The organism is Pseudomonas sp. NFACC16-2, assembly GCF_900119205.1.
Classification (GTDB): domain Bacteria; phylum Pseudomonadota; class Gammaproteobacteria; order Pseudomonadales; family Pseudomonadaceae; genus Aquipseudomonas; species Aquipseudomonas fluorescens_Q.
Genome location: NZ_FPIX01000044.1, coordinates 27,161 through 46,676 on the forward strand (window position 1 = coordinate 27,161; position 19,516 = coordinate 46,676).

Sequence of the window (19,516 nt, forward strand, 5' to 3'; positions counted from 1 at the left end):
TATGACGTCATTGCAAAAAGAATTGGAGTCACGGCTGAGCCATCGCAACCTGACCTGCCCTATGGGGGGTAGGTGGAGCAGTTTTCAGCTCGTCGATGAGTTTGGCTCTGGCGAGCCTTATGCAGGGCTGGCTTATGTCGCTACCGATTCAGAAGGACAAGGATACCCTGGCAATCTGGATATCATGGGTGTTGGCAAGGTTACCAACCACCATGCGGGACCGATTGTCCTGCTTTTTGCTCAGAAGTATCAGGGGTTTGAAGATATCTACTCATTTCTACAAACAAGACCCCACTACCCCCTCCAAATCACCGAACTACAAGTCCGCGCCGAGCAAACCCGCTACCTGAACCCAAACGCCACACGCACCCGGGAAAATCCCGCACAAGCCTGTGCAGACGATTTTTTCCAAGTGGAAGTACGGCACCTGGTCAAGCATGTCGCGCATTTGCCGCCCGAGGTGTACCGCCATTACCCACTTCCTGCAGGACCGGCACGGCTGATGGGCGAACATGGCAAGCTCGGCTTAGCGTTGATGCCACAAAAACACACGGTGCTGGAAGTTCGCCCATTACGCGCCTTGCGTCCCATGCTGTCCACCTCCCCCGAATTCTGTGCGCTGAACTTGTATCAATTGGCGCTCATGTCGACCCTGACCTATTGCCCCTTCGGCCAGACACCTGACAAGGCTCCGATAAAAACGCCGGTGAGCTTCACCGAGCAACCAAGCGTGGGCAACTGGTTCGCGGACGCATTGGCCAAGTTCGAAGAACTCGGGGAGTTCTATCCGGAGCAGACAAAACCCTATTACCCTCTGTATGAGGACGTGCCCTACTCCAAACGCTTGGAGATCGTACCGTTCGATCCGGCCCTCTACGCGGTCAACGATCCGGAATTGGGTGTACATCAGGAACATCCGGCCAAAGTCCATTTTCTCGACGATACCGATAAGGAAGAAGGCACTGATACCCAGGCCTACATCACCCACAATGACGAATTGGTCCTGATCGCAGTACGTGGCACCCAGCAGTCCGCCGACTTCCTGCGGGATGCGGACGCGCTTCAGGTGCCGTTTGAAGAAGGTGTCGGCCGGGTGCATCGAGGGTTCTATGGCGCCGCCAAAAAAACCGCAGCCTTCGTGACGAGCTATCTGGACAGGTTTCATGCGGGGCAAAAATTGCTGATTTGCGGGCACAGCCTGGGAGGAGCCGTGGCGCTGTTGCTCTCGGAGATACTGCGACGCAGAGCGGGCTTCGACTACACCCTCCAGCTCTACACCTACGGCGCACCCCGCGCCGCCGACGCCACCTTCACAAAAAACGCCGAAGCCCTGGTGCACTACCGAATGGTCAACCACAACGACCCGATACCCAGCGTCCCCGGCAGTTGGATGAATACCAAGAGCGGTGTTTATGGCACAGGGTTGGCCCTTACGTTCGCCAATGTACCGGTCGGCCTTTCCGTGTTCGTGGCGGGCATCACCAACCTGACGGGCGAGCCCTACGAACACCACGGCATCTTGCGGCACTTCCTGCCGGTGGAGTTCGATCGCAAGGAGCGGTCTTCGATTCTCTGGATGCCCCATTGCGACACCATCACCCAACACGCCGCCTGCGAAGTGGCCCTCGAGCATAAACATGGCTTGCCGGACCGCCCGGCCTTACTGACCCAACTCATCCAGACCGGTGATCACTTCATGGTCCCCAGCTACATTCCCGCTTGCTGGGCGACCTTGCGCCGTTGGCAGGAAGCGCAGATAAGCGGAAGCACATTGGCGACAAAACGCGAATATGAGTGGATCGATCATGCGCTGACACGGATTACCCAACAGTTGCGCGATGAAGAGCGCTACCTGGCAGGACGGCGCGCGCCTAATGGGCGTAGCGAAAGCGCCATCAACATTGCGCTCATCCGTGAGGTCGACAAGCTGCACAACACCCGCGCGCGCCTGGCGACGCTGCGCACCGCGTCGGTCAGCGAAAAAGACGTTTACGGAAGCCTGGTGGAACAACCCGAGCAACTGGCACACAACCTGGCCCGCTGGCAGGCACACCCGGAGAACAGAGTGGCAGAGCAACTGGCGATGGCACCAACCCTGGATGACGACGGTGAATTGATCCGCGGAGCCCATGGGTATGCGATCGGTAAACCCTATACGCTGGATCTCGATTCCATCATCTGATCGACAATTGCTCCGCCGAGTGGGAGCAAGCTTCCTGGTAATGGACTGCGTACGCCTTCAGGCCGGGGAGGTACGTGATGCCGCCATCGCGAGCAAGCTCGCACCCACAGGAGGTTGGCGGCGGGTGTCCGTTCTGCGCACACCTCGGGATGGTTAGCGACTTGGTCTTTTGCGCTGTGTGGCTTCATGCAGCGCTGCGTGCCGGGGGATAATGTCCCAAACTCGCGAGATTCGACAACCCACAAAAAGAACCATTTAAAATAATTTTAACCATAGTTGACCAAATGGTTTTTTTAGGCGAGCATGGTTTCACCTCCTCGACTTCCGAGGAGGGTTACCGGAATCATTCCCATGACTGATGCTGAAAAGGCCGAAACGGTCTCCTACACGCTGCGCAATCTAAGCAGCAGCTTGGACAAGACCATCGCCGCCGTTGCCAATACCCTTGGCAAATCGAAAAACGCCCTGATCCTTGAGACCTTGGAGCGGGAGTTTTACAACTACATCTCCACCTATGCCCGGTCGAATTTGCTGGTTTCGGCGATGGATGCCGAGCTGGCAAAAAAATTCGGAATCGAGATTCTTTCGGAGTGGTATGAAAGCGAGCACACCATCCAGTACGACCGCTACCTCAGCACCAAACTGAAGCTGGATAGCATCGATAAAATGGATGCCGTGTTTAAAGGGAACCTCCCATTGCTTGAACTGCGCGCCCAGCAGCTTGTAAATAAGGGTTACATGCGACTGCCACGGGGCATCTCCTTGACGTTTGCCCTGTTCATCGAGATCGCCAAGCAAAAAGACGAGGCGCTGATTCACGAGATTCGCAAAGGGCTGTTCGGAATCACCAAGGACTTCTACGAGTCCTTGAACGAAATTCGTGCCGCCCTCTCGCTTCCCGCCATCAAGCCCCAATGATTGAAAAGATGCACTGAATGGCCGGTCTCTCCGGAGGGGCCGGTCATTCATTTACTCTTCTCCTTTCCCCTAAGCACGCTTGTTCGCTGCAACTTTTCCAAACCTCTCAAGCCAACTGCCCCAATGCCCCAACCCCGAGCACGCCCGCGCCAACAAGGGGCGATTTACGGTCAAACCTTTTGGCCATTTCGATCCCCTTTTGGCCTCTCCTGCCGTTCTCTGAAACGCCGCGCGCCGCAAGACTGTGTTCAAACCGACTAGCCTTGCGGAGAACAAAAAAATGCTGACGATCTACTCAGACGATCACCACCTGCACCACGGGCGCTGCGAGTTGATGGATGGGCAATTGATGCCCTGCTTCGAGATGCCGTCCCGGGCCGATCATGTGTTGGAGCGGGTCAAGGCGCGGGGGTTGGGGCCGGTGGAGGCGCCGCAGGATTTTGGCCTGGGGCCGATCCAGCGCATCCACAGTGCGGCGTACCTGGAATTCTTCAAAGGCGCCTGGGACCGCTGGGCCAAGTACAACCGCGAAGGTGATTTGTTGCCCTTCACCTGGCCGGCGCGAACGCTGCGTTCGGTCATTCCCACGAGCCTGCACGGCCAGTTGGGTTATTACAGCTTCGATGGCGGTGCGCCGATTACCGCCGGTACTTGGCAGGCGGCCTACAGCGCCGCGCAAGTGGCCCTCACCGCTCAGGCGGACATCCAGCGCGGCGCGCGCAGTGCCTTTGCGTTGTGCCGCCCACCGGGGCACCACGCCGCCGGCGATTTGATGGGTGGTTATTGCTACTTGAACAACGCCGCCATCGCCGCCCAGGCCTTTCTCGACCAGGGCCATCAGAAGGTCGCGATCCTGGATGTGGATTACCACCACGGCAACGGCACCCAATCGATTTTCTATGAGCGCAGCGACGTGTTGTTCGCCTCGATCCACGGTCACCCCGAGGCGGAGTTTCCGTTCTTCCTCGGGTATGCCGACGAGCAGGGCGAGGGAGACGGCGAAGGCTTCAATTTCAACTACCCTTTGCCGGCCGGCTCGGGTTGGGACACCTGGAGCGCGGCGCTGGAGCAGGCCTGCGGGCAAATCCGGGGTTACGACGCCGATGTCATCGTCGTGTCCCTGGGTGTCGACACGTTCAAGGACGACCCCATCTCGCAATTCAAGCTCGACAGCCCGGATTACCTGGCGATGGGCAAGCGCATCGCGGCGCTCGGCAAGCCGACGCTGTTCGTGATGGAAGGCGGCTACGCGGTGGCAGAAATCGGCATCAATGCCGTGAACGTTCTTGAAGGTTTCCAAAGCGCCCCATGAGGAACAACAGCATGAATAGACTCAAGCGTTTTATGGCTCCAGCCGTGTGCGCCGCGCTGCTTTGCGGCGCTGTCCAGGCCGAGGAGCGCACCCTGCGCGTCTACAACTGGTTCGACTACATCACGCCCAAGGCCCTGGACGATTTCAAGGCCCAGAACAGCCAGGTCAAGCTGGTCTACGACATCTTCGACACCAACGAGGCCCTGGAGGCCAAGCTACTGACGGGTAATTCCGGCTATGACGTGGTGGTGCCGTCCAACGTGTTCCTGGCCAAGCAGATCGAGGCCGGGGTGTTCCAGCCCCTGGACCGCAGCAAGCTGCCGAACTGGAACCACCTCGATCCCAAGCTGATGAAGCTGATCGAAGCCAACGATCCGGGCAACAAGTTCGCCGTGCCCTACATGTACGGCACCATCCTGATCGGCTTCAACCCGGACAAGGTCAAGGCCGCCCTGGGCGACAACGCGCCGGTGGACAGTTGGGACCTGATCTTCAAGGAAGAGAACATCAGCAAGCTCAAGCAGTGCGGCGTGGCGCTGCTCGACTCACCGTCGGAGATCCTGCCCCTGGCCTTGCAGCACCTGGGCCTGGACCCCAACAGCAAGAAGCCGGCGGACTACGCCAAGGCCGAAGCGCTGATGATGAAGATTCGCCCGCACATCACCTATTTCCACTCCTCCAAGTACATGGCCGACATCGCCAACGGCGACATCTGCGTGGCGGTGGGTTATTCCGGCAGCTTCTCCCAGGCGGCCAACCGCGCCAAGGAGGCCAAGAACGGCGTGACGGTGGACATGCGCCTGCCCAAGGAAGGCGCGCCGATCTGGTTCGACATGCTCGCCATTCCCAAGGGCGCCGCCAACCCAGGGGACGCCTACGCCTTCATCAACTATTTGCTGCAACCGCAGGTGATCGCGCCGGTCAGTGATTTTGTCGGCTATCCGAACCCGAACAAAGACGCGACGGACATGGTCGACCCGGCGATCCGCAACAACCCCAACCTGTACCCGACCGAGGCGGCGATGACCACGCTCTATACCTTGCAGCCGTTGCCAAGGGACGCCGAGCGGGCGCGGACACGGGCCTGGACGCGGATCAAGTCCGGCCAGTAGCTCTGCCTGTAGCGAGGTTTGTCTGGCCCGGGGATAGGGTGGCCTCTCACCCGGGCTGACACCGCGCCCTATACATAGTTACCACCCTCCCTGTTTTGCCGCGCCCTAGCATGGCGTTCCCGAAGCGTTCGGCTTTGGGCATGCCATGTATCGCGAGACAGGGAGACTCAGATGACCCAACCCGTAACCCCTACACCCGCCGCACCCGACGCCAGCGTTGGCGATGCGGTGCTCAACCAGTTGCTCGCCGGCCCGACCTCGCCGGAGGTAGCCGCCGCCCTTCTGCGCAGTGCGCTCAAGAAGCTCTATCCCCATTTGCATCTGGACCCGAACAATACTGTGATCGGTGAACCGGACTGGGAAATCGTCGACGGCCAGATCGTTGAGCGGCCCACGCGTTACCAGACACTCAGCAACATGCTGGCGGCACGGATGAATGAGGACTATGCGACGCTGCTGATAGAGGGCTTTCACTTTCTGACCCACCTGCCACTGACAACCCCCGAGGTGCACCTGCCGGTGCGCATCGCTCAGATCGGCAGCCTGATCAATGAACTCGCGCCCGTGATGGTGTCCGCCTGCCAGGAACAGCAACTGGCGTACTGGAACGCCACGATCGGCACCGCGCCGCCGCGCTGGCATGAGCTCTCCAGCCTGCTGCACAGACTCTGGGACGTTAAGCAGGTCAAGGGCTGGACGGACTCCGACTGTGCCATGGCCAGGCAACTGTTCCTGTACCCCGACCTGCAGGACCGCAAGGCCAACGACCCTTATGACACCCATGCGTACCTGATCGACTTCGATGAGGTGGATGGCGACAAGTTGACACGCATGATCGACAACTCCCTGGTGGTGCTGATCGGAACCGTCGACAAAAAACAGACCATCCTCGCCTACTCGCTGCGTCGCAGCTACGAGAAGTTCGACTCGCTGCAAGCATTCGAGCAGACCCTGCCTGATCATCTGGGCAACGTGGAGGGCAAGAAGATCCAGTGGCGCTTCTTTGAGCCCGAAGGCAACATTTTCGATCACAAGGCCTGCGGCTTGATTGCCACCCAGATACAGATCCTGGGCTCTCCCGAGATCCTGAAAGGGTTCATGGCCGACGACAACGAGCAGCCCGCGCTCAGAGGCACACGGACCGACACCGGTCCTGATGCGGTCTGGTACGAGAAGCAGATGCCTGACTGGCTCCAGCAAGCATCGACGTCCGACCAGATCCTGTTCGCCCAACACATGAAGAACCTGTCCGCGCTGAGCAGCTCCCATGCCGGCAAGACCTACCTGGACGATATTCCCCCCATCAAACACTATGCGCTGAACGCGTTGAAACAGCAGATGCAATCGGAGCATGCCGACGCCGCTACGCTCGACCCACAACGGATCGAACTGCAAATCCGCAGCCCCGTCGTCTGGGGCACCTTCGTTGTTCCCGGCAAAATCGAGATCACGCGGCTCAACCTCGTCGACCTGGCGCTACAGAACCTGATTGCGCTGCCCCTTGGCGACAAAGTGGTCAGGTCTCTCGACGGCGACAAGCTGCCCGGATGGATGACGGTCGATTACGTCGAAAATCTGGTGACCAAGGTCGACATCGGTCGCGTTTATCCCGAACTGGTCAAGAGCAAGCTACTGGGCGATACCGTCGAATCGACCCGCCGGGAAAATCTCTACACGGCTCAGCTACGCATCCAGTTACCCATGCTGGCGCTGGAGAGCAAGATTCGCGGCGATTGCAACATCGACGAGCGCGGCTACCGTTACATCGCCGCCGTGATGGAGACCGACGAAGCCGAGCGCAAGGTCGACGGACAGACGATCGTCATGCGCGAGCTGGCTTTCGTCTCCGGCCAGTCCCATGGCACTGCGGGGGACGTCGTGACCAACATGTTCGTGATCGGTCCGCAGGATTTCGATGCAGGCCCCTGCGTGCTCTATCGCCCGCTGCTGGAACCGCAGCTGTGCCAGTATCCGACGCCGAGCAATCTGATCTACGCCATCCGGCAGACACCCTCCTTGCGTCAATCGGTGCTGGCCTGGCTGCCCGACGGAGTACGCGAGAACTACAGCCGATACCTCTTTTCCGGGCCGATCCCCTCGCCCTGGATGATCGTCGAATTCGCCACCGACCCCTTCTCTTCGTGGACCAACAGCGCCCCCGTCAGCTTGAGCAACCAGACTCTGGGGGCGGATTTTCTGCCGCGGTTGTTCAGGTCCAATGCCGAGGCCCTGACCGCCCTCGCTGACCGTCAGTCTGTGTCCAATAGCGAGAACCGCTGGGCAACCTTCAAACAGGCCAGTTGGTTGATTTTCAACCTGGCCCTGCCCTACCTCGGGGCTGCGGCAGGCACCGCCATCTGGCTTTGGCAAATCCTCGACGACGTTGAAACGATGACACAAGGCGACGAAGAAACCGACAGCCAGGCCACATGGGAAGCGTTTGTCGACCTGTTGCTGAACATGGCCATGGCGATTACCGCACACGCCATCGAGCGCGCCCGGGAGAATACTGGCAGCCGCCTGACAGAAGCCCCCCAGGTCGTGCCCGAGCTGGAAAAACTGGCCAAGCCTGCGCCCATCATCGAACAATTCATACCGCCCAAGGACACCAGGCTGCCCGCCGAGCACTACGACACCATTCATTCCAGTGGCGCCTTGGCGGGCAAGTCCGGCGAGCATGCCAAGCTGCTCAGGCCCTTGAGCGTCAACAAGCCCGAGCACGCCGAACAGCTCAAAAGCGAAGGCCCGCTCAAGGGCCTCTACCAACAGGGCGATGACTGGTTCGCCAAAATGGCCGACAAGTGGTTCAAGGTAAAGGTGGAAGGGGACCATGTGTCCATCGTCGACGAAAAAGACCCCTCCCACCCAGGGCCGGCGCTGATGCGCCATGCCCACGGCGAATGGCATGTCGACACGCGCCTGCGTCTGCGCGGTAGCGGATCGAAAGGTGCCCGGCAGGAGGTTATCGCCGATGCCAGGCGCCGTGGCACTCAGCTGCTGGCCCAGTTGACTCGCTTCGAAGAAAAGAAAATCGAAGGCCAGAAGTTGCTGACCATGGATGCCAAGGAGCTGGGTAAGGCGTCCGGCTCTGCCAAGGAGCTCAAACGCATCATCTATTTGAGTACGTTGAAGACGCAACGGGAAAGCTACGAAGAAGCGTTGAAGATCCTGACCGAATGGCCGGTCTTTCAATCAAGGCCCGACGCGCCTCAAGTCCGACTCGGCTACTTGAACGCGCAGATCAATTTCACGTTCGAGGAAATAGACGCGCTGAAGGCTCGCTTCACCCCCGCCCTGAGAGAAGCCCTGGACATGGCCACTTCGACGATCGAGGAAGTCGAGCAGCAACACGTCGATGCTGCCGATGCCATGATCCGGGTCGGTGACGACATGATCGAGCGCCTGGATTACATGGAAACCCGCTTCTACCGACTCAAGAAGCAGGGGCGCGAAGGCTTTGAATTCCTGCGCCAGCACCGCGGGAAAATGCCGGCCTACAAAAGCGATGCGATCCGCCTGATCCAGTTGGACATGTATCGCCACCTCTGCCTGTCGCTCGACAGCATCCACACCGTGCCTGAGGGGTGGGCAGATCTCAACCAAGTGGTCGATAACATTACGGTTGCGTTCCAAAGCCTGCACGACGCCATCGAGGAGCGAAGTGTGATCAGGCTGGACGAACAGATCGATGCATTCGGCAGCCTGACGGAACAGTTCACCGCCATCGAAGAACATCTCGAATACCTGGGCGATGAATATAAGGCCAGTGTGCGCCCGGCAGAACTCAATCGACTGATAAAGCAGATTGGCCAGACCAAGAAACGCGCAGTCCGTCACCTGGCCTGGGCCCTCGATGAGCGAAGCAACCGGCGCAGCCTCGGCAACCCGTACGAGCAGCGCCCCCGGCCTCGGAAAAAGTTCATCAGGGCGCGTTTCTGGGGTCTGGTCAGTGGCGAACCCCGGCTCTCGAAAACCAAGGAAGAGACGGGCTGGGTCGATGTGAAAAACCCGCTTTCAGAAAAAATCATTGCCACGTTTCATCGCAAGGAAACTGGTGAGTGGGTACCTCACGTCATCGCCGAAGCGCCGGCGCCCGTTCCTGCGTTGGCAACCAGCATCACCAAGGGCAAGACCCTGATTGACGGGCTGGCAGCGTTCAAGACGCAAATCCAGGAATACGCCAACAAACCCAGTCGATCACCCACCGGCATCGGGATGATTCTGAACGCACACGCAGGCCGCATGGAGAAAGTCGCCGTGGCGATCACCAAGGCGCTGGACAATGCCTCTAACGAAACGGTGGGTGTGTCGGCCCAGGACCGGCAGTTGGCCGAGTCCACCCGCAAAGCACTCAAGCAGGCGTCCAAGACCCTTTATGAGGAAGGGTTCGAAGGCATCCTCAAGATCATCAAACAACGGCCACCGACCATGAGTGGCTTGATATGGCTTAAAAGCCGGAACCAGATTTCCATCATTCGGCAAAAGAACCGGCAACGCCTCAGAGGTCCTGTTTATGGCTATCTGGACCGGTACGAGATCACGGACCTGAAAGAGAACAAAACGCTGTGGTTCGCCGACTTCCGTTATTCCACTGACTGGGCGCCTGCCCATGCTTATCTGTCGGCGCGTTTGAAAACACCGGAACAAGTCAGCCTGGGCCGGGCCGCGGACTCGACCAAGGAATTGACCCAGCGGCAACTGATCGATCTTTACCGCAGCGAAATCGCCGTGGACCAGGCCAAGGAGGTGTTCTTTCCAAAACGACTGTCGTGACGGACAAAGCCAGGCGTCTGTCGATGCCCGGCACTCATGTCTGCCAGGCCTTCGCCAGACGCGCCAGCGCGGCATCGATCGTCGCTGGCGGGACCGCCGCAAACCCCAGCACCAGCCCCGCCCGTACCTGCGTTGGGGTAGTGGCAGGCAACCAGTAGCTGCTCAAGCCATTGACCTCGACGCCGACTTCGGTGGCCCGGGCGATCAGCTCGCGCTCGCGCTCGATGTTGTCCACCGGCACCGTGACGTGCAATCCGGCGACGACCGTGGGCATGGCGCCGACGCCGTTCAACGATTTCGGCCAACCGGCCAACAGCGCGTCACGCCGGACCAGCGCAGCGCGGCGCATGCGCCGGATGTGCCGCTGGAAATGTCCGGCGGCCATGAACTCGGCCATCACCGCTTGGGTGCTGACTTCCGAATGGCGCACATCCACCGCGCGGCGGCGGGCGAAAGCATTGACCAAGCCAGGTGGCAATACCAGATAGCCCAGGCGCAGGGCCGGGAACGCCACTTTGCCGAACGTGCCGACGTAGAGCACTCGGCCCTGGCGATCCAGTGCCGCCAAGGGTGCCAGCGGCGCACCGCTGTAGCGATATTCACCGTCATAGTCGTCCTCGACTATCCAGCCGTTATTGCGCTCGGCCCAGTCCAGCAGTTCCAGTCGCCTCGGCAGGCTCATGACCACCCCGGTCGGGTATTGATGCGAAGGGGTGACATAGGCCAGCCGACAGTCATTCAACGAGCCGAGCACCGTGCAGTCCAGACCGTCACCGTCTACCGGTACGCCTCTGACGTCGGCACCGGCGACGGCAAACGCATGCCCGGCGGCGCGATAACCCGGGTTTTCCACAGCCACGACGTCGCCGGGGTCCACCAACAGCTGTGCACAAAGGCTGATGCCCTGTTGCGCGCCGCTGGTGATCACAATTTGTTCAGCGGCGCAGTGCAGGCCACGGGAGCTGCGCAGGTAGGCCGCGATCAGGCCGCGCAAGCGCGCGTCACCTTGCGCGTCGCCGTAACACAGTTGCTGCAGATCCGGCTTGCGCCAGAAAGCCGCATTCAGCTTGGCCCAGACGTCGAATGGGAACAAATCGAACGCCGGAACCCCGACTCGAAACGCCTTGGGCGGGCCACTGGGCGGCTGGGGCAAATGGTGTTTTTCGACACGGTTCAAGGCACCGCTGTGGATAACTTTACTGGATGGGCCTACAGGTAAATCGAGCCAATCTGTGGATAAGTCTGTGGGTAAGCCTGTTGAAAACCCTGTGGATACTTTTGTGGATATGTTTTTCAGCTGCAGTGTCGTCGAAGACAGTTTCGCCACATAAGTCCCATCGCCCACGCGCCCTTCGATGAAGCCCTCGGCATAGAGCTGGTCGTAAGCCCGCACCACGCTGTTGCGGGAAATCGCCAAGGCCGCTGCCAGGTCACGGCTGGCGGGCAGACGCGTGCCACTGGCCAGGCGCCCGTCCAATACTCGCGCGCGTAACGCCTGATACAGCTGACGACTGAGCCCCTGACGGCGGTCCAGTTCGATTCCGGCAGGGTTGAACGACAGGGGTGGCACGGCGGTGTTCATGATGATCCTCGCAAATGGACCTATCGAATTGGTCATAAGTGGCTCTTACAACAGACCAATAGCCTGCCTAGGATGCTCCCATTCGCCAAGGAAAATCGTCATGTACAACCCGAAAGCCTTTGCCGTCGAAGACCTGCCCCAACTGCATGGCATGATGAATGATTGCCGTCTGGCCGTATTGATCACTCAGGGTGAACACGGCTTGCTGGCCAGCCACTTGCCGCTGTTGCTGGACACCCAGCAAGGCCCCAATGGCAGCCTTTACGGGCACATGGCCCGGGCCAATCCACAATGGCGCGACCTGCAAGCCGGCGCCGAAGCCTTGGTGATCTTCGCCGGAGCCGATGCCTACGTGAGCCCGGGTTTCTACCCCAGCAAGGCCGAACACGGCAAAGTCGTGCCGACCTGGAACTACGTGGCGGTGCACGCCTACGGCACGGCCGAGGTGTTCAGCGACCCTCATCGTCTGCGCAACCTGGTCGGCGCCCTCACCGATCGCCACGAAAGCGGTCGCGCCCAGCCGTGGACAATCGACGATGCGCCAGCCGAGTACATCGACAGCATGCTCAAGGCTATTGTCGGTTTCGCCCTGCCGATCCAGCGCCTGGAAGGCAAGTGCAAGCTCAGCCAGAACCGCAGCCCGGCGGATGTCGCTGGCGTGCGCAACGGCCTCGCCGCCAGCCTCGACCCACAGGACCAGATGCTCGCGCGGCTGGTGCCTGATCCATCGTCCAAGGAGTGAATATGAGCCAGATTGAAATCCGCCTCGTCAGCGCAGACGATCACGCCGCGTGGCTGCCGTTGTGGCAAGCCTACCTGCGGTTCTACAACACCGAACTGCCGGACGCGGTCAGCCAAAGCACCTGGCAGCGTTTACTCGACGACCGCGAGCCAACCCACGGCGCCCTGGCATGGAATGGCGACACGGCGGTGGGCCTGGTGCATTTCATCTACCATCGCTCGAACTGGAGCATCGAAAACTCCTGCTACCTGCAAGATTTGCTGGTGACGGAGCAGAGCCGTGGCACCGGTGTCGGTCGCCAGCTCATCGAGTTCGTCTACCGCACGGCCAAGGCCGATGGTTGCTGCAAGGTGCACTGGTTGACCCACGAAACCAACGCCACCGCGATCCAGCTCTACGAGCGCATCGCCGAGCGTCCAGGCTACATCCAATTTCGCAAAGCCCTGTAAGGAGCGCAGCATGTCGACTTCACTCGCCGATTGGAAAGGTGTCCCGGCGCCGTCTACGCAGTTGATTGAAGGGCGTTTCATCCGCCTGGAAAAACTCGACCCGGCACGCCATGCCGACGGCCTGTGGCAAGCCCTTGAAGGCCCCGGGGCCGACCCGAAGCTCTGGGATTACTTGCCTTACGGCCCATTCAAGGACCGCGGCGCTTTCGATGCCTGGCTGGACAATCATGCGGCCAATACCGACCCGTACTTCTTCAGCGTGATCGACCGCGCCAGTGGCGACGTGCAGGGCATTCTCAGCCTGATGTCCATCGTCCCGGCCCAGGGTCGCATCGAGATCGGCCACGTGACCTTCGGCGCGCCGATGCAGCGTTCGCCGAAGAGCACCGAGGCGGTGTACTTGTTGGCCAAGGAGTCTTTCGCCTTGGGTTATCGCCGCCTGGAATGGAAGTGCAACAACGGCAACGCCCGCTCCAAATACGCCGCCGAACGGTTAGGGTTCACCTTTGAAGGTGTGTTCCGCCAGCATATGGTGGTCAAGGGGCAGAACCGCGACACCGCGTGGTACTCGATGCTCGACTCGGAATGGCCGGCGATTGGGGCGGGATTCGAACGCTGGCTGAGCGAGGAGAACCAGCGCGAGGGTGGGCAGGTGCTGGGGTTGGTGGAGTGTCGGTCATCTGTTGTGGGGGACTGAGGGTCCGCTATCGCGAGCTTGCTCGCGATAGCGGCGGCACAATCAACACCACCGCCCGACCATCACGAGCACGTCACCGTCACTCCGGTTTAGGCTTCACCTCACCAATACTCTTGAGTGAATCCGGGGTTACGCCTCGTCTTGCGTACTGCCAGGCCCAGTCTGGAATGGCCAGGTGACTTTCCACATACACGGCAAAATCCAGGCGGCTATGGCCCAGGCGATCGGTCGGGAAATCGAAGTTATACAGATACTGCTGGGCCCGCCGTTGGCCGATGGACAGCAGCCGCTGGATAATCTGGTTTGCGCGGAATTCTTCCGGCGCAAGGCTGCCTCTCAAGGCCAGGGCAAGATGCAACTCGGAATTCAGCGCCCTGGGTTCGGCCAGTGCCTTTCGGATGGTGGCGTCGCTGAAGTGCGGCCCGATCAGGTCGGCCCAGATCTGGCTGGCGTAATCCTTTCGGAGTTTCTGCAGAGAGCTCCACAGATTCGGGGTCTCGAATAACAGGGCAACCCTGGCGTTGGACGGCGGCTGCCCCGCAAAGCTGAACAGTTTTGCGACCGCGGGGATGTCGTTGTCCATGATGTTGCCCCACGCGCCCCCCAGGAACACCAGGAAATCCGCCAGCTCCTCTTGATGCGTGACGATGTTGTGCAGGTTCCGGTCGTCAAACAACTGCATCCAGTCGACATCGATGCTTTCGGTGCGCTGCAATTCGCTGTAGCGGGTGCTCGCATACTCCGCAAGAAGCTGGAAACGCCTATCGGACAAGGTCGGGTTACGCAGCCACCGGGCCACTTCGCCGACCCGCAACAAACCGCCCAGGTTATGCGCGATGATCGGCGACCTGAACAGAAAATTCGCCCGTCTCAGCAAGACGGGAAAACGCCCGAGAGCGGTCTTGAACAAGTTGACAGTCCTATCGGCCCTGTCCGTGTAAATGAAATGATCGAACAGCTCCGAAGTATCATCAACGTACTTGCCGGCATCTGCTACCAATAGACTCTTGGCATCATCCAGATCGTCGCTATTGACCAGGTAGGCCCCATCGAGCAGGGCTTCAAGCTGGTCTTCGTCCAGATGACCGTGCAGCGCTTCGTCATACAGGATATAAGCCGAACTGTTATTGGGATGGTGATTGACCAGTTGCCTTGCGGTCACGCCGTACTCCAGCAGGATATGGGCCACGTCAGGAGTCATCAGCAGGAACTGGTCATCAAGCAGCTTCTGGATCAGTTCAGGCTCAACGGGCCCCACCAAGAGATCCTCGAACAGTTGCTGCATGGTTTGTCGCTCTTCCCCGGAATACGGCGCATAAACGCTGGCCACCAATTTCGCCGGCGGCCGCCGCGACAATAGGCGTCCGACTTGTTGAAGGATTTCGGTTGGCAACCTGGAGGCCGGATTGGCCGTGATTGCCATACGCACCGAACTGTTCGCATGCAACTCCAGGTAGCGCAAGGTGGGTTGGAACAGGCGATGCGGGTTGGGCGCGCCATAGACGATCCGGGTGAGATCGAGCACCGCGGCCGAACCCAACAGGTTGTCCAGCGAAGACGCATTCTCGAAGAGCGCCTCTTGTGTCCCAGTGGGTGGCGGTGCCACGTATTGTTCGATCTGTGGATGCTGATCGATGTAGTCGGCCACTTCATTTCGCAAGCCTTGCATGGAGAACGTTTCCTGGGCCTGTCCTTCATTCAGCCCGCGGGTGACGGCATTGAAGAAACAATCGCCGTCGGCAGGAATCTTCACGACCTTTCCATTCAATTCCAGGCTGTAATGGTCCTGGGTCATGCGCGTCAGGACGATATCCGTCTCTGCTCTATCCGGGTGGATTTCCATCGGATAGATGGTTTCTTCCTGTCCGGGAGTGAAGCGCACCGACCAGACCTGTTCAGGGACCTGTCGGTTGATGATCAGCAGACTGCGGTTTGGCGGCCAATTGGCCAGGCGCGTCATGATCGACGGAATCAGGTCCATCAGTTGATTGTTCCAGGTGCCTGGCGTGCGAATTTGCGCGGAAAGAACGGAAGAAGAAAAGGCCGCTTTCTTAGGTTTCGAAGGGCCTGGCTGGGGGTTCAAATCCCCTGGCCGTTTTCCACCGCCCCGGCCAAATCCTACGGCACGCCATTCGCCATCGGACGTCCGCGCCACGGTACTTCTCATCACCCCACTGGAGCGCAGGCTCAATCCCGTTATCGGGTCGACCAGAGTGGCATCGGTCGCGTTCAGCTTCGTCGCGTCATGTACACGGAACACCGTGCCGTCGGGCTGGCGCACATACACGGGACGCGCCGTTACGCGCCCCGTCGCGAGGTCGCTGACCGTCGCACGATAGAAGCCCCGGGCGTCCGCTGCCAGGCCTTGTATCACCGAGGTATCCGCCACGGCATAACGGCCGTAGATCGCGCTATCCAACGGCAATCCGGTCAGCGCCTCCTCCGGACTCTGGCGTGCCGTCACCGCGCGGAAAAACGACTGGCTTCGCGTGGGCACCGCCACGCCTGCGGACAGGCGCCATCCACCGTGGTTCGCTATGGTGTGCACCAGCGCCAGGGTTCTCAAGTTCAGCGGAATGGCCCCGGTCCTGAATATCAGCAAACCGGTCTTGATGGCGCTCTTGAGCATCTGGATACCGGGCGCCAGGAACAGGCCGGCCAGTTCCAGGACAATCTCGATCACCACCTGCCCGAACCGGCCATAGGTTTGATGGCGGACATCCCGGTTGCTGTTGGAACGGTGATCGGCATGGGCGCTGTGAAAGTACACGTGCGCTCGATGCAGGTCCTCAAGCAGATCGCCAGTGATCAACGCGCCGCGAATCAACGGACGACCACCCTGCTGCCCCAGTGTCCGTTTGATTTCTGCCGGGTTGCTGGTGGAAATACGCGCCCGGAAATATTCTTGCCAGTCCTCACGGGGCAACAGCTGCGCAATGCCATCGCTCAGATCGGCAAACTCATGGAAGTCTTCCCCCTCGGGCGCATCCGGGAAATAAACGCCAACGGTGCCCTTGATATCCGGCCCCGCCTGATCGGAAAAGATCAGCGCGCCATCGATGCTGGTCGCATTGCTCTGCCTGGCCTGCTGCCCGCCCGCCGCCATGCTGCCACCCAGCAAAAGACCGTAGACGTGCACCGTGCGCCCCATGACCGGTGCGCGACGCGCGGCTGATGGCGAGCGCAGGACGGCGTCGAGCCAAAGGGCGAGCTTCTTTGCCGGTTTCGGAGGATTGAAAGCCTTATCGATCAGGCTGGCCTTGAATACGTCGTCGCCCTTGAGCGAGGCCTCGAAGACTTTGAATTTCAGATTGGCGAGGTACGCGCTTTGCCAGGCCTTTTTGTATTCCGGCTTGTGCATCGCCTCCTTGAGCATGGCTTGATAGCTGCCACCGGCATCGATGCTCGTCACCATCCGCGCGAGTTCGCGCCCGGTCAACGTGATGAAATAGCCGTTGGCCGGATTCCGGATGCGTTGGCCGTCCCCATCGACCAGGTAAGCGCTCAACACTTCGCGCATGCCGTTCGGGTATTGAGCCGGGCGCAGGTTGTCGAGCAACAGTTGGGTCAGGCTGGTGCTGCGCGACTGCCTTGGATTGGCGCGTTGGCCATAGAAAAACGTGACCAGGCTCTGGTCAGGGTCGGGATCGATGCCGGGGTGCACGGTTTTTTGCAGGTACTCCTTGACCTTCTGGCGGGTGAACTGCAACAAGGTCTGGATATCGCTACTGCCCAACTGATAGGCCGCCTCCAAGACCTGGGTTTCCAGGCTGCGATAGGTCGATTTCTCCGTACGCGTGGCGGTCTTGTAGAAATCGCCACGGCTGTTTTCAACCAGGATTTCCTGACGGACCGCCAGCGGCCCGGCCAGCGACAACATGGGCAAGTCCAGCGCATCCTCAACGTTCAGGGCAAAAGCGGTCAAAGCGACCGTCTCGTTTCCCGGAGCATTCAAATACCTTTCCAGGGCGGTGCTTTGAATCTGCAACAGGTCATCTGCCGCCACTTCAAACACAGACCCGGACAATTCAGAGGCAATATCCCGGATCGCACGCTTCCGCCCTTCGTAGATCGGGCTCACTTTATTGATCAGGTCTTGGGCAGAATTGAATCGCCGTATTCCGCCTTCCAGGGAGTACAGGAACAGATAGGGTTGATCGGTCCGCTTGATCACCATCGCCGCCGGCCATTTCTTCGGCGCTGCGGTGCCCATATCGAGCATGACGGCGTACACATGGGGAATGGGGGCCCGCAGCAAGCGGTTTCTGTCGGCCATGGAAGGATGGGTGGTGATGAGGTCCAACAGGCGATCTTCCTCTGCCTGCCGGGTTCGTGTGTCTGGGCTCGATTGGGTGCCTGGGTCGCGATCGATTTTGTACAGGTCGAAGAGATGCAAAAAACGTCGTGAAAGCAGATGAGCGAGCGTCGCCCGCGTTGTGGACGGCGCCGGCGTGTCGAGGACGTCCGTGGCGTTGTTCTGATTGCGAAAATGGAGGAAGTCATCGCGAAATTGGCGCTTCAAATCCTCATTGATGGTGGGCTGGGCGATATAGAACACAGCCTCCAGGGTCGCTGCCGTTTTCGTGTCCAATGGGCTGGCGAAGACGCTGTCGGCCTCTTCCACCGAGTCTGGGCGACTGAAGAACCCGACGCTGCCGACCGCGTAAGTGGGCGGTGTATCCGTCACCAGGCAGTCCAGCATCACGTCGGAAAAACGCTGCGACGAGGTCAATGAGCGGCTGCCCGTCGCGTCAACGGTAAAGTGATTCACATGCCAGTGATCCGGGTCGATGTCTTGAAGCAGCGATCCACGGAATTTTTTCTGCGGGATCTTCGCCTTGATCCGGCTGGCCAGCAGATTCTTGAGCACCGAGTCGAACGTTGGAAGAGCGGCAAACAAGCGCGCCAGTTTCACCTGATTGGTGTCCAGCAACGCCAATTGCCTGACCTGTTCTTTTTCACGGGCACCGAGCAGATTGCCCTGGGCATCCACCTCAGTCATGACGGGCTGGCCGATGCCCTGGTAGCCGGGCGCAATGCCGGCGCGCAATTGCTGCAGGACGTCTGGCGCAAGGGCCTTGCCGTTGACCCGCAGCGCCGTGAAGTCCAGGGACATGTGACTGATGTGGGGATAAATCCAGCCCTCGCGGGGGGAGTGGCCAGAGGAAGATCCGCGGCTTTGATGGGCGATCAGAAAGCCTTGGGTCACGGCGTCACGCAAAGGCACCGAGGTGCTCTGGGTGGCGGCGGCCGAGTCGATGGTCTCGACTTCTTGATACGTGACGTTGACCTGCGCATCGCCGGTCAGGCCCCATTGACCTAGCCATTGATCGGCGAATACATGCGGTTGAAATCGAGCGCCGTTGGCCAACAGGCTGATGGGTTTCAAGCGCGCGGCAGGAAGAGGCGACGGCGCGCCAGGTTCATGTTCGGAGAAGACAGGCATTGAAGTGTCCCGGTTGTGATGAGGACTGGGACCCTATCGCGCCGTTCGACCGTCAATGACATACATATGTATAGGGGTGGCTGGCGGGCTAGGAGAAAAGCGTAAGCCGGGATGTCTTCCAAATCGTGGCGAGGAAGCAAGCTCTCATGGAACAAAGTCATGAGCCGGCTAGCGCCGATTGATCGTTCCCACGCTCCCGCGTGGGGATCCCGCCAGGGACGCTCCGCGTTCCGCTTCTGCAAGGTGACGCAGAGCGTCACGGGATGCATTACCACGCAGAGCGTGGGAACGATCGGGTCGCGG

10 protein-coding genes are annotated in these 19,516 nt (G+C 59.9%); 8 read left to right on the plus strand and 2 right to left on the minus strand.

All coding sequences use genetic code 11. The annotated features are described in order from the left end of the window. Position 1 precedes the first annotated feature (1 nt). The 5 genes from BT116_RS25335 (at position 2) to BT116_RS25355 (ending at position 10,297) form a co-directional block, all read left to right on the plus strand. Positions 2-2,182 carry a lipase family protein gene (locus BT116_RS25335; protein ID WP_072348082.1) on the plus strand — a complete coding sequence of 727 codons (2,181 nt, stop codon included), beginning with the start codon at positions 2-4 and terminating at the stop codon, positions 2,180-2,182. Between the two features lie 351 nt (positions 2,183-2,533). Next, entirely contained in the window at positions 2,534-3,100 is a 567-nt protein-coding gene (locus tag BT116_RS25340) for a hypothetical protein (RefSeq protein ID WP_072348084.1), read from the plus strand. Positions 3,101-3,380: 280 nt separating this feature from the next. Further along, on the plus strand, positions 3,381-4,412 hold the full coding sequence (locus tag BT116_RS25345; protein ID WP_072348086.1) for a histone deacetylase family protein: 1,032 nt from the start codon (positions 3,381-3,383) through the stop codon (positions 4,410-4,412). Positions 4,413-4,423: 11 nt separating this feature from the next. Next, complete coding sequence (locus tag BT116_RS25350) at positions 4,424-5,524, plus strand: polyamine ABC transporter substrate-binding protein (RefSeq protein WP_072348088.1); 1,101 nt, start codon at positions 4,424-4,426, stop codon at positions 5,522-5,524. A gap of 171 nt (positions 5,525-5,695) precedes the next feature. Further along, positions 5,696-10,297 carry a dermonecrotic toxin domain-containing protein gene (locus BT116_RS25355; RefSeq protein WP_072348090.1) on the plus strand — a complete coding sequence of 1,534 codons (4,602 nt, stop codon included), beginning with the start codon at positions 5,696-5,698 and terminating at the stop codon, positions 10,295-10,297. Positions 10,298-10,331: 34 nt separating this feature from the next. Here BT116_RS25355 and BT116_RS25360 read toward each other — a convergent pair whose 3' ends face one another. Next, on the minus strand, positions 10,332-11,879 hold the full coding sequence (locus BT116_RS25360) for a MocR-like pyridoxine biosynthesis transcription factor PdxR (RefSeq protein ID WP_072348092.1): 1,548 nt from the start codon (positions 11,877-11,879) through the stop codon (positions 10,332-10,334). 100 nt (positions 11,880-11,979) lie between these two features. On the opposite strand from BT116_RS25360, the gene BT116_RS25365 reads away from it, so the two are divergent. Genes BT116_RS25365 through BT116_RS25375 form a run of 3 tightly spaced genes read left to right on the plus strand, consistent with a single transcriptional unit; the run spans position 11,980 to position 13,767 of the window. Continuing rightward, positions 11,980-12,621: an FMN-binding negative transcriptional regulator gene (locus BT116_RS25365; RefSeq protein WP_072348095.1), complete on the plus strand. Its 642-nt coding sequence runs from the start codon at positions 11,980-11,982 to the stop codon at positions 12,619-12,621. A gap of 2 nt (positions 12,622-12,623) precedes the next feature. After that, complete coding sequence (locus BT116_RS25370; RefSeq protein WP_072348097.1) at positions 12,624-13,070, plus strand: GNAT family N-acetyltransferase; 447 nt, start codon at positions 12,624-12,626, stop codon at positions 13,068-13,070. 10 nt (positions 13,071-13,080) lie between these two features. After that, positions 13,081-13,767, plus strand: coding sequence for a GNAT family N-acetyltransferase (locus tag BT116_RS25375; RefSeq protein WP_063323726.1), 687 nt, complete (start codon positions 13,081-13,083; stop codon positions 13,765-13,767). A 79-nt stretch (positions 13,768-13,846) separates the two neighbouring features. Here BT116_RS25375 and BT116_RS25380 read toward each other — a convergent pair whose 3' ends face one another. Then, complete coding sequence (locus tag BT116_RS25380; RefSeq protein ID WP_072348099.1) at positions 13,847-19,213, minus strand: OTU domain-containing protein; 5,367 nt, start codon at positions 19,211-19,213, stop codon at positions 13,847-13,849. Positions 19,214-19,516 lie beyond the last annotated feature (303 nt).

Bases quoted from the DNA above. Each gene is read 5' to 3' on its own strand.
- BT116_RS25335 (WP_072348082.1), top strand. From the start codon at position 2: ATGACGTCATTGCAAAAAGAATTGGAGTCACGGCTGAGCCATCGCAAC.
- BT116_RS25340 (WP_072348084.1), top strand. From the start codon at position 2,534: ATGACTGATGCTGAAAAGGCCGAAACGGTCTCCTACACGCTGCGCAAT.
- BT116_RS25345 (WP_072348086.1), top strand. From the start codon at position 3,381: ATGCTGACGATCTACTCAGACGATCACCACCTGCACCACGGGCGCTGC.
- BT116_RS25350 (WP_072348088.1), top strand. From the start codon at position 4,424: ATGAATAGACTCAAGCGTTTTATGGCTCCAGCCGTGTGCGCCGCGCTG.
- BT116_RS25355 (WP_072348090.1), top strand. From the start codon at position 5,696: ATGACCCAACCCGTAACCCCTACACCCGCCGCACCCGACGCCAGCGTT.
- BT116_RS25360 (WP_072348092.1), bottom strand. From the start codon at position 11,879: ATGAACACCGCCGTGCCACCCCTGTCGTTCAACCCTGCCGGAATCGAA.
- BT116_RS25365 (WP_072348095.1), top strand. From the start codon at position 11,980: ATGTACAACCCGAAAGCCTTTGCCGTCGAAGACCTGCCCCAACTGCAT.
- BT116_RS25370 (WP_072348097.1), top strand. From the start codon at position 12,624: ATGAGCCAGATTGAAATCCGCCTCGTCAGCGCAGACGATCACGCCGCG.
- BT116_RS25375 (WP_063323726.1), top strand. From the start codon at position 13,081: ATGTCGACTTCACTCGCCGATTGGAAAGGTGTCCCGGCGCCGTCTACG.
- BT116_RS25380 (WP_072348099.1), bottom strand. From the start codon at position 19,213: ATGCCTGTCTTCTCCGAACATGAACCTGGCGCGCCGTCGCCTCTTCCT.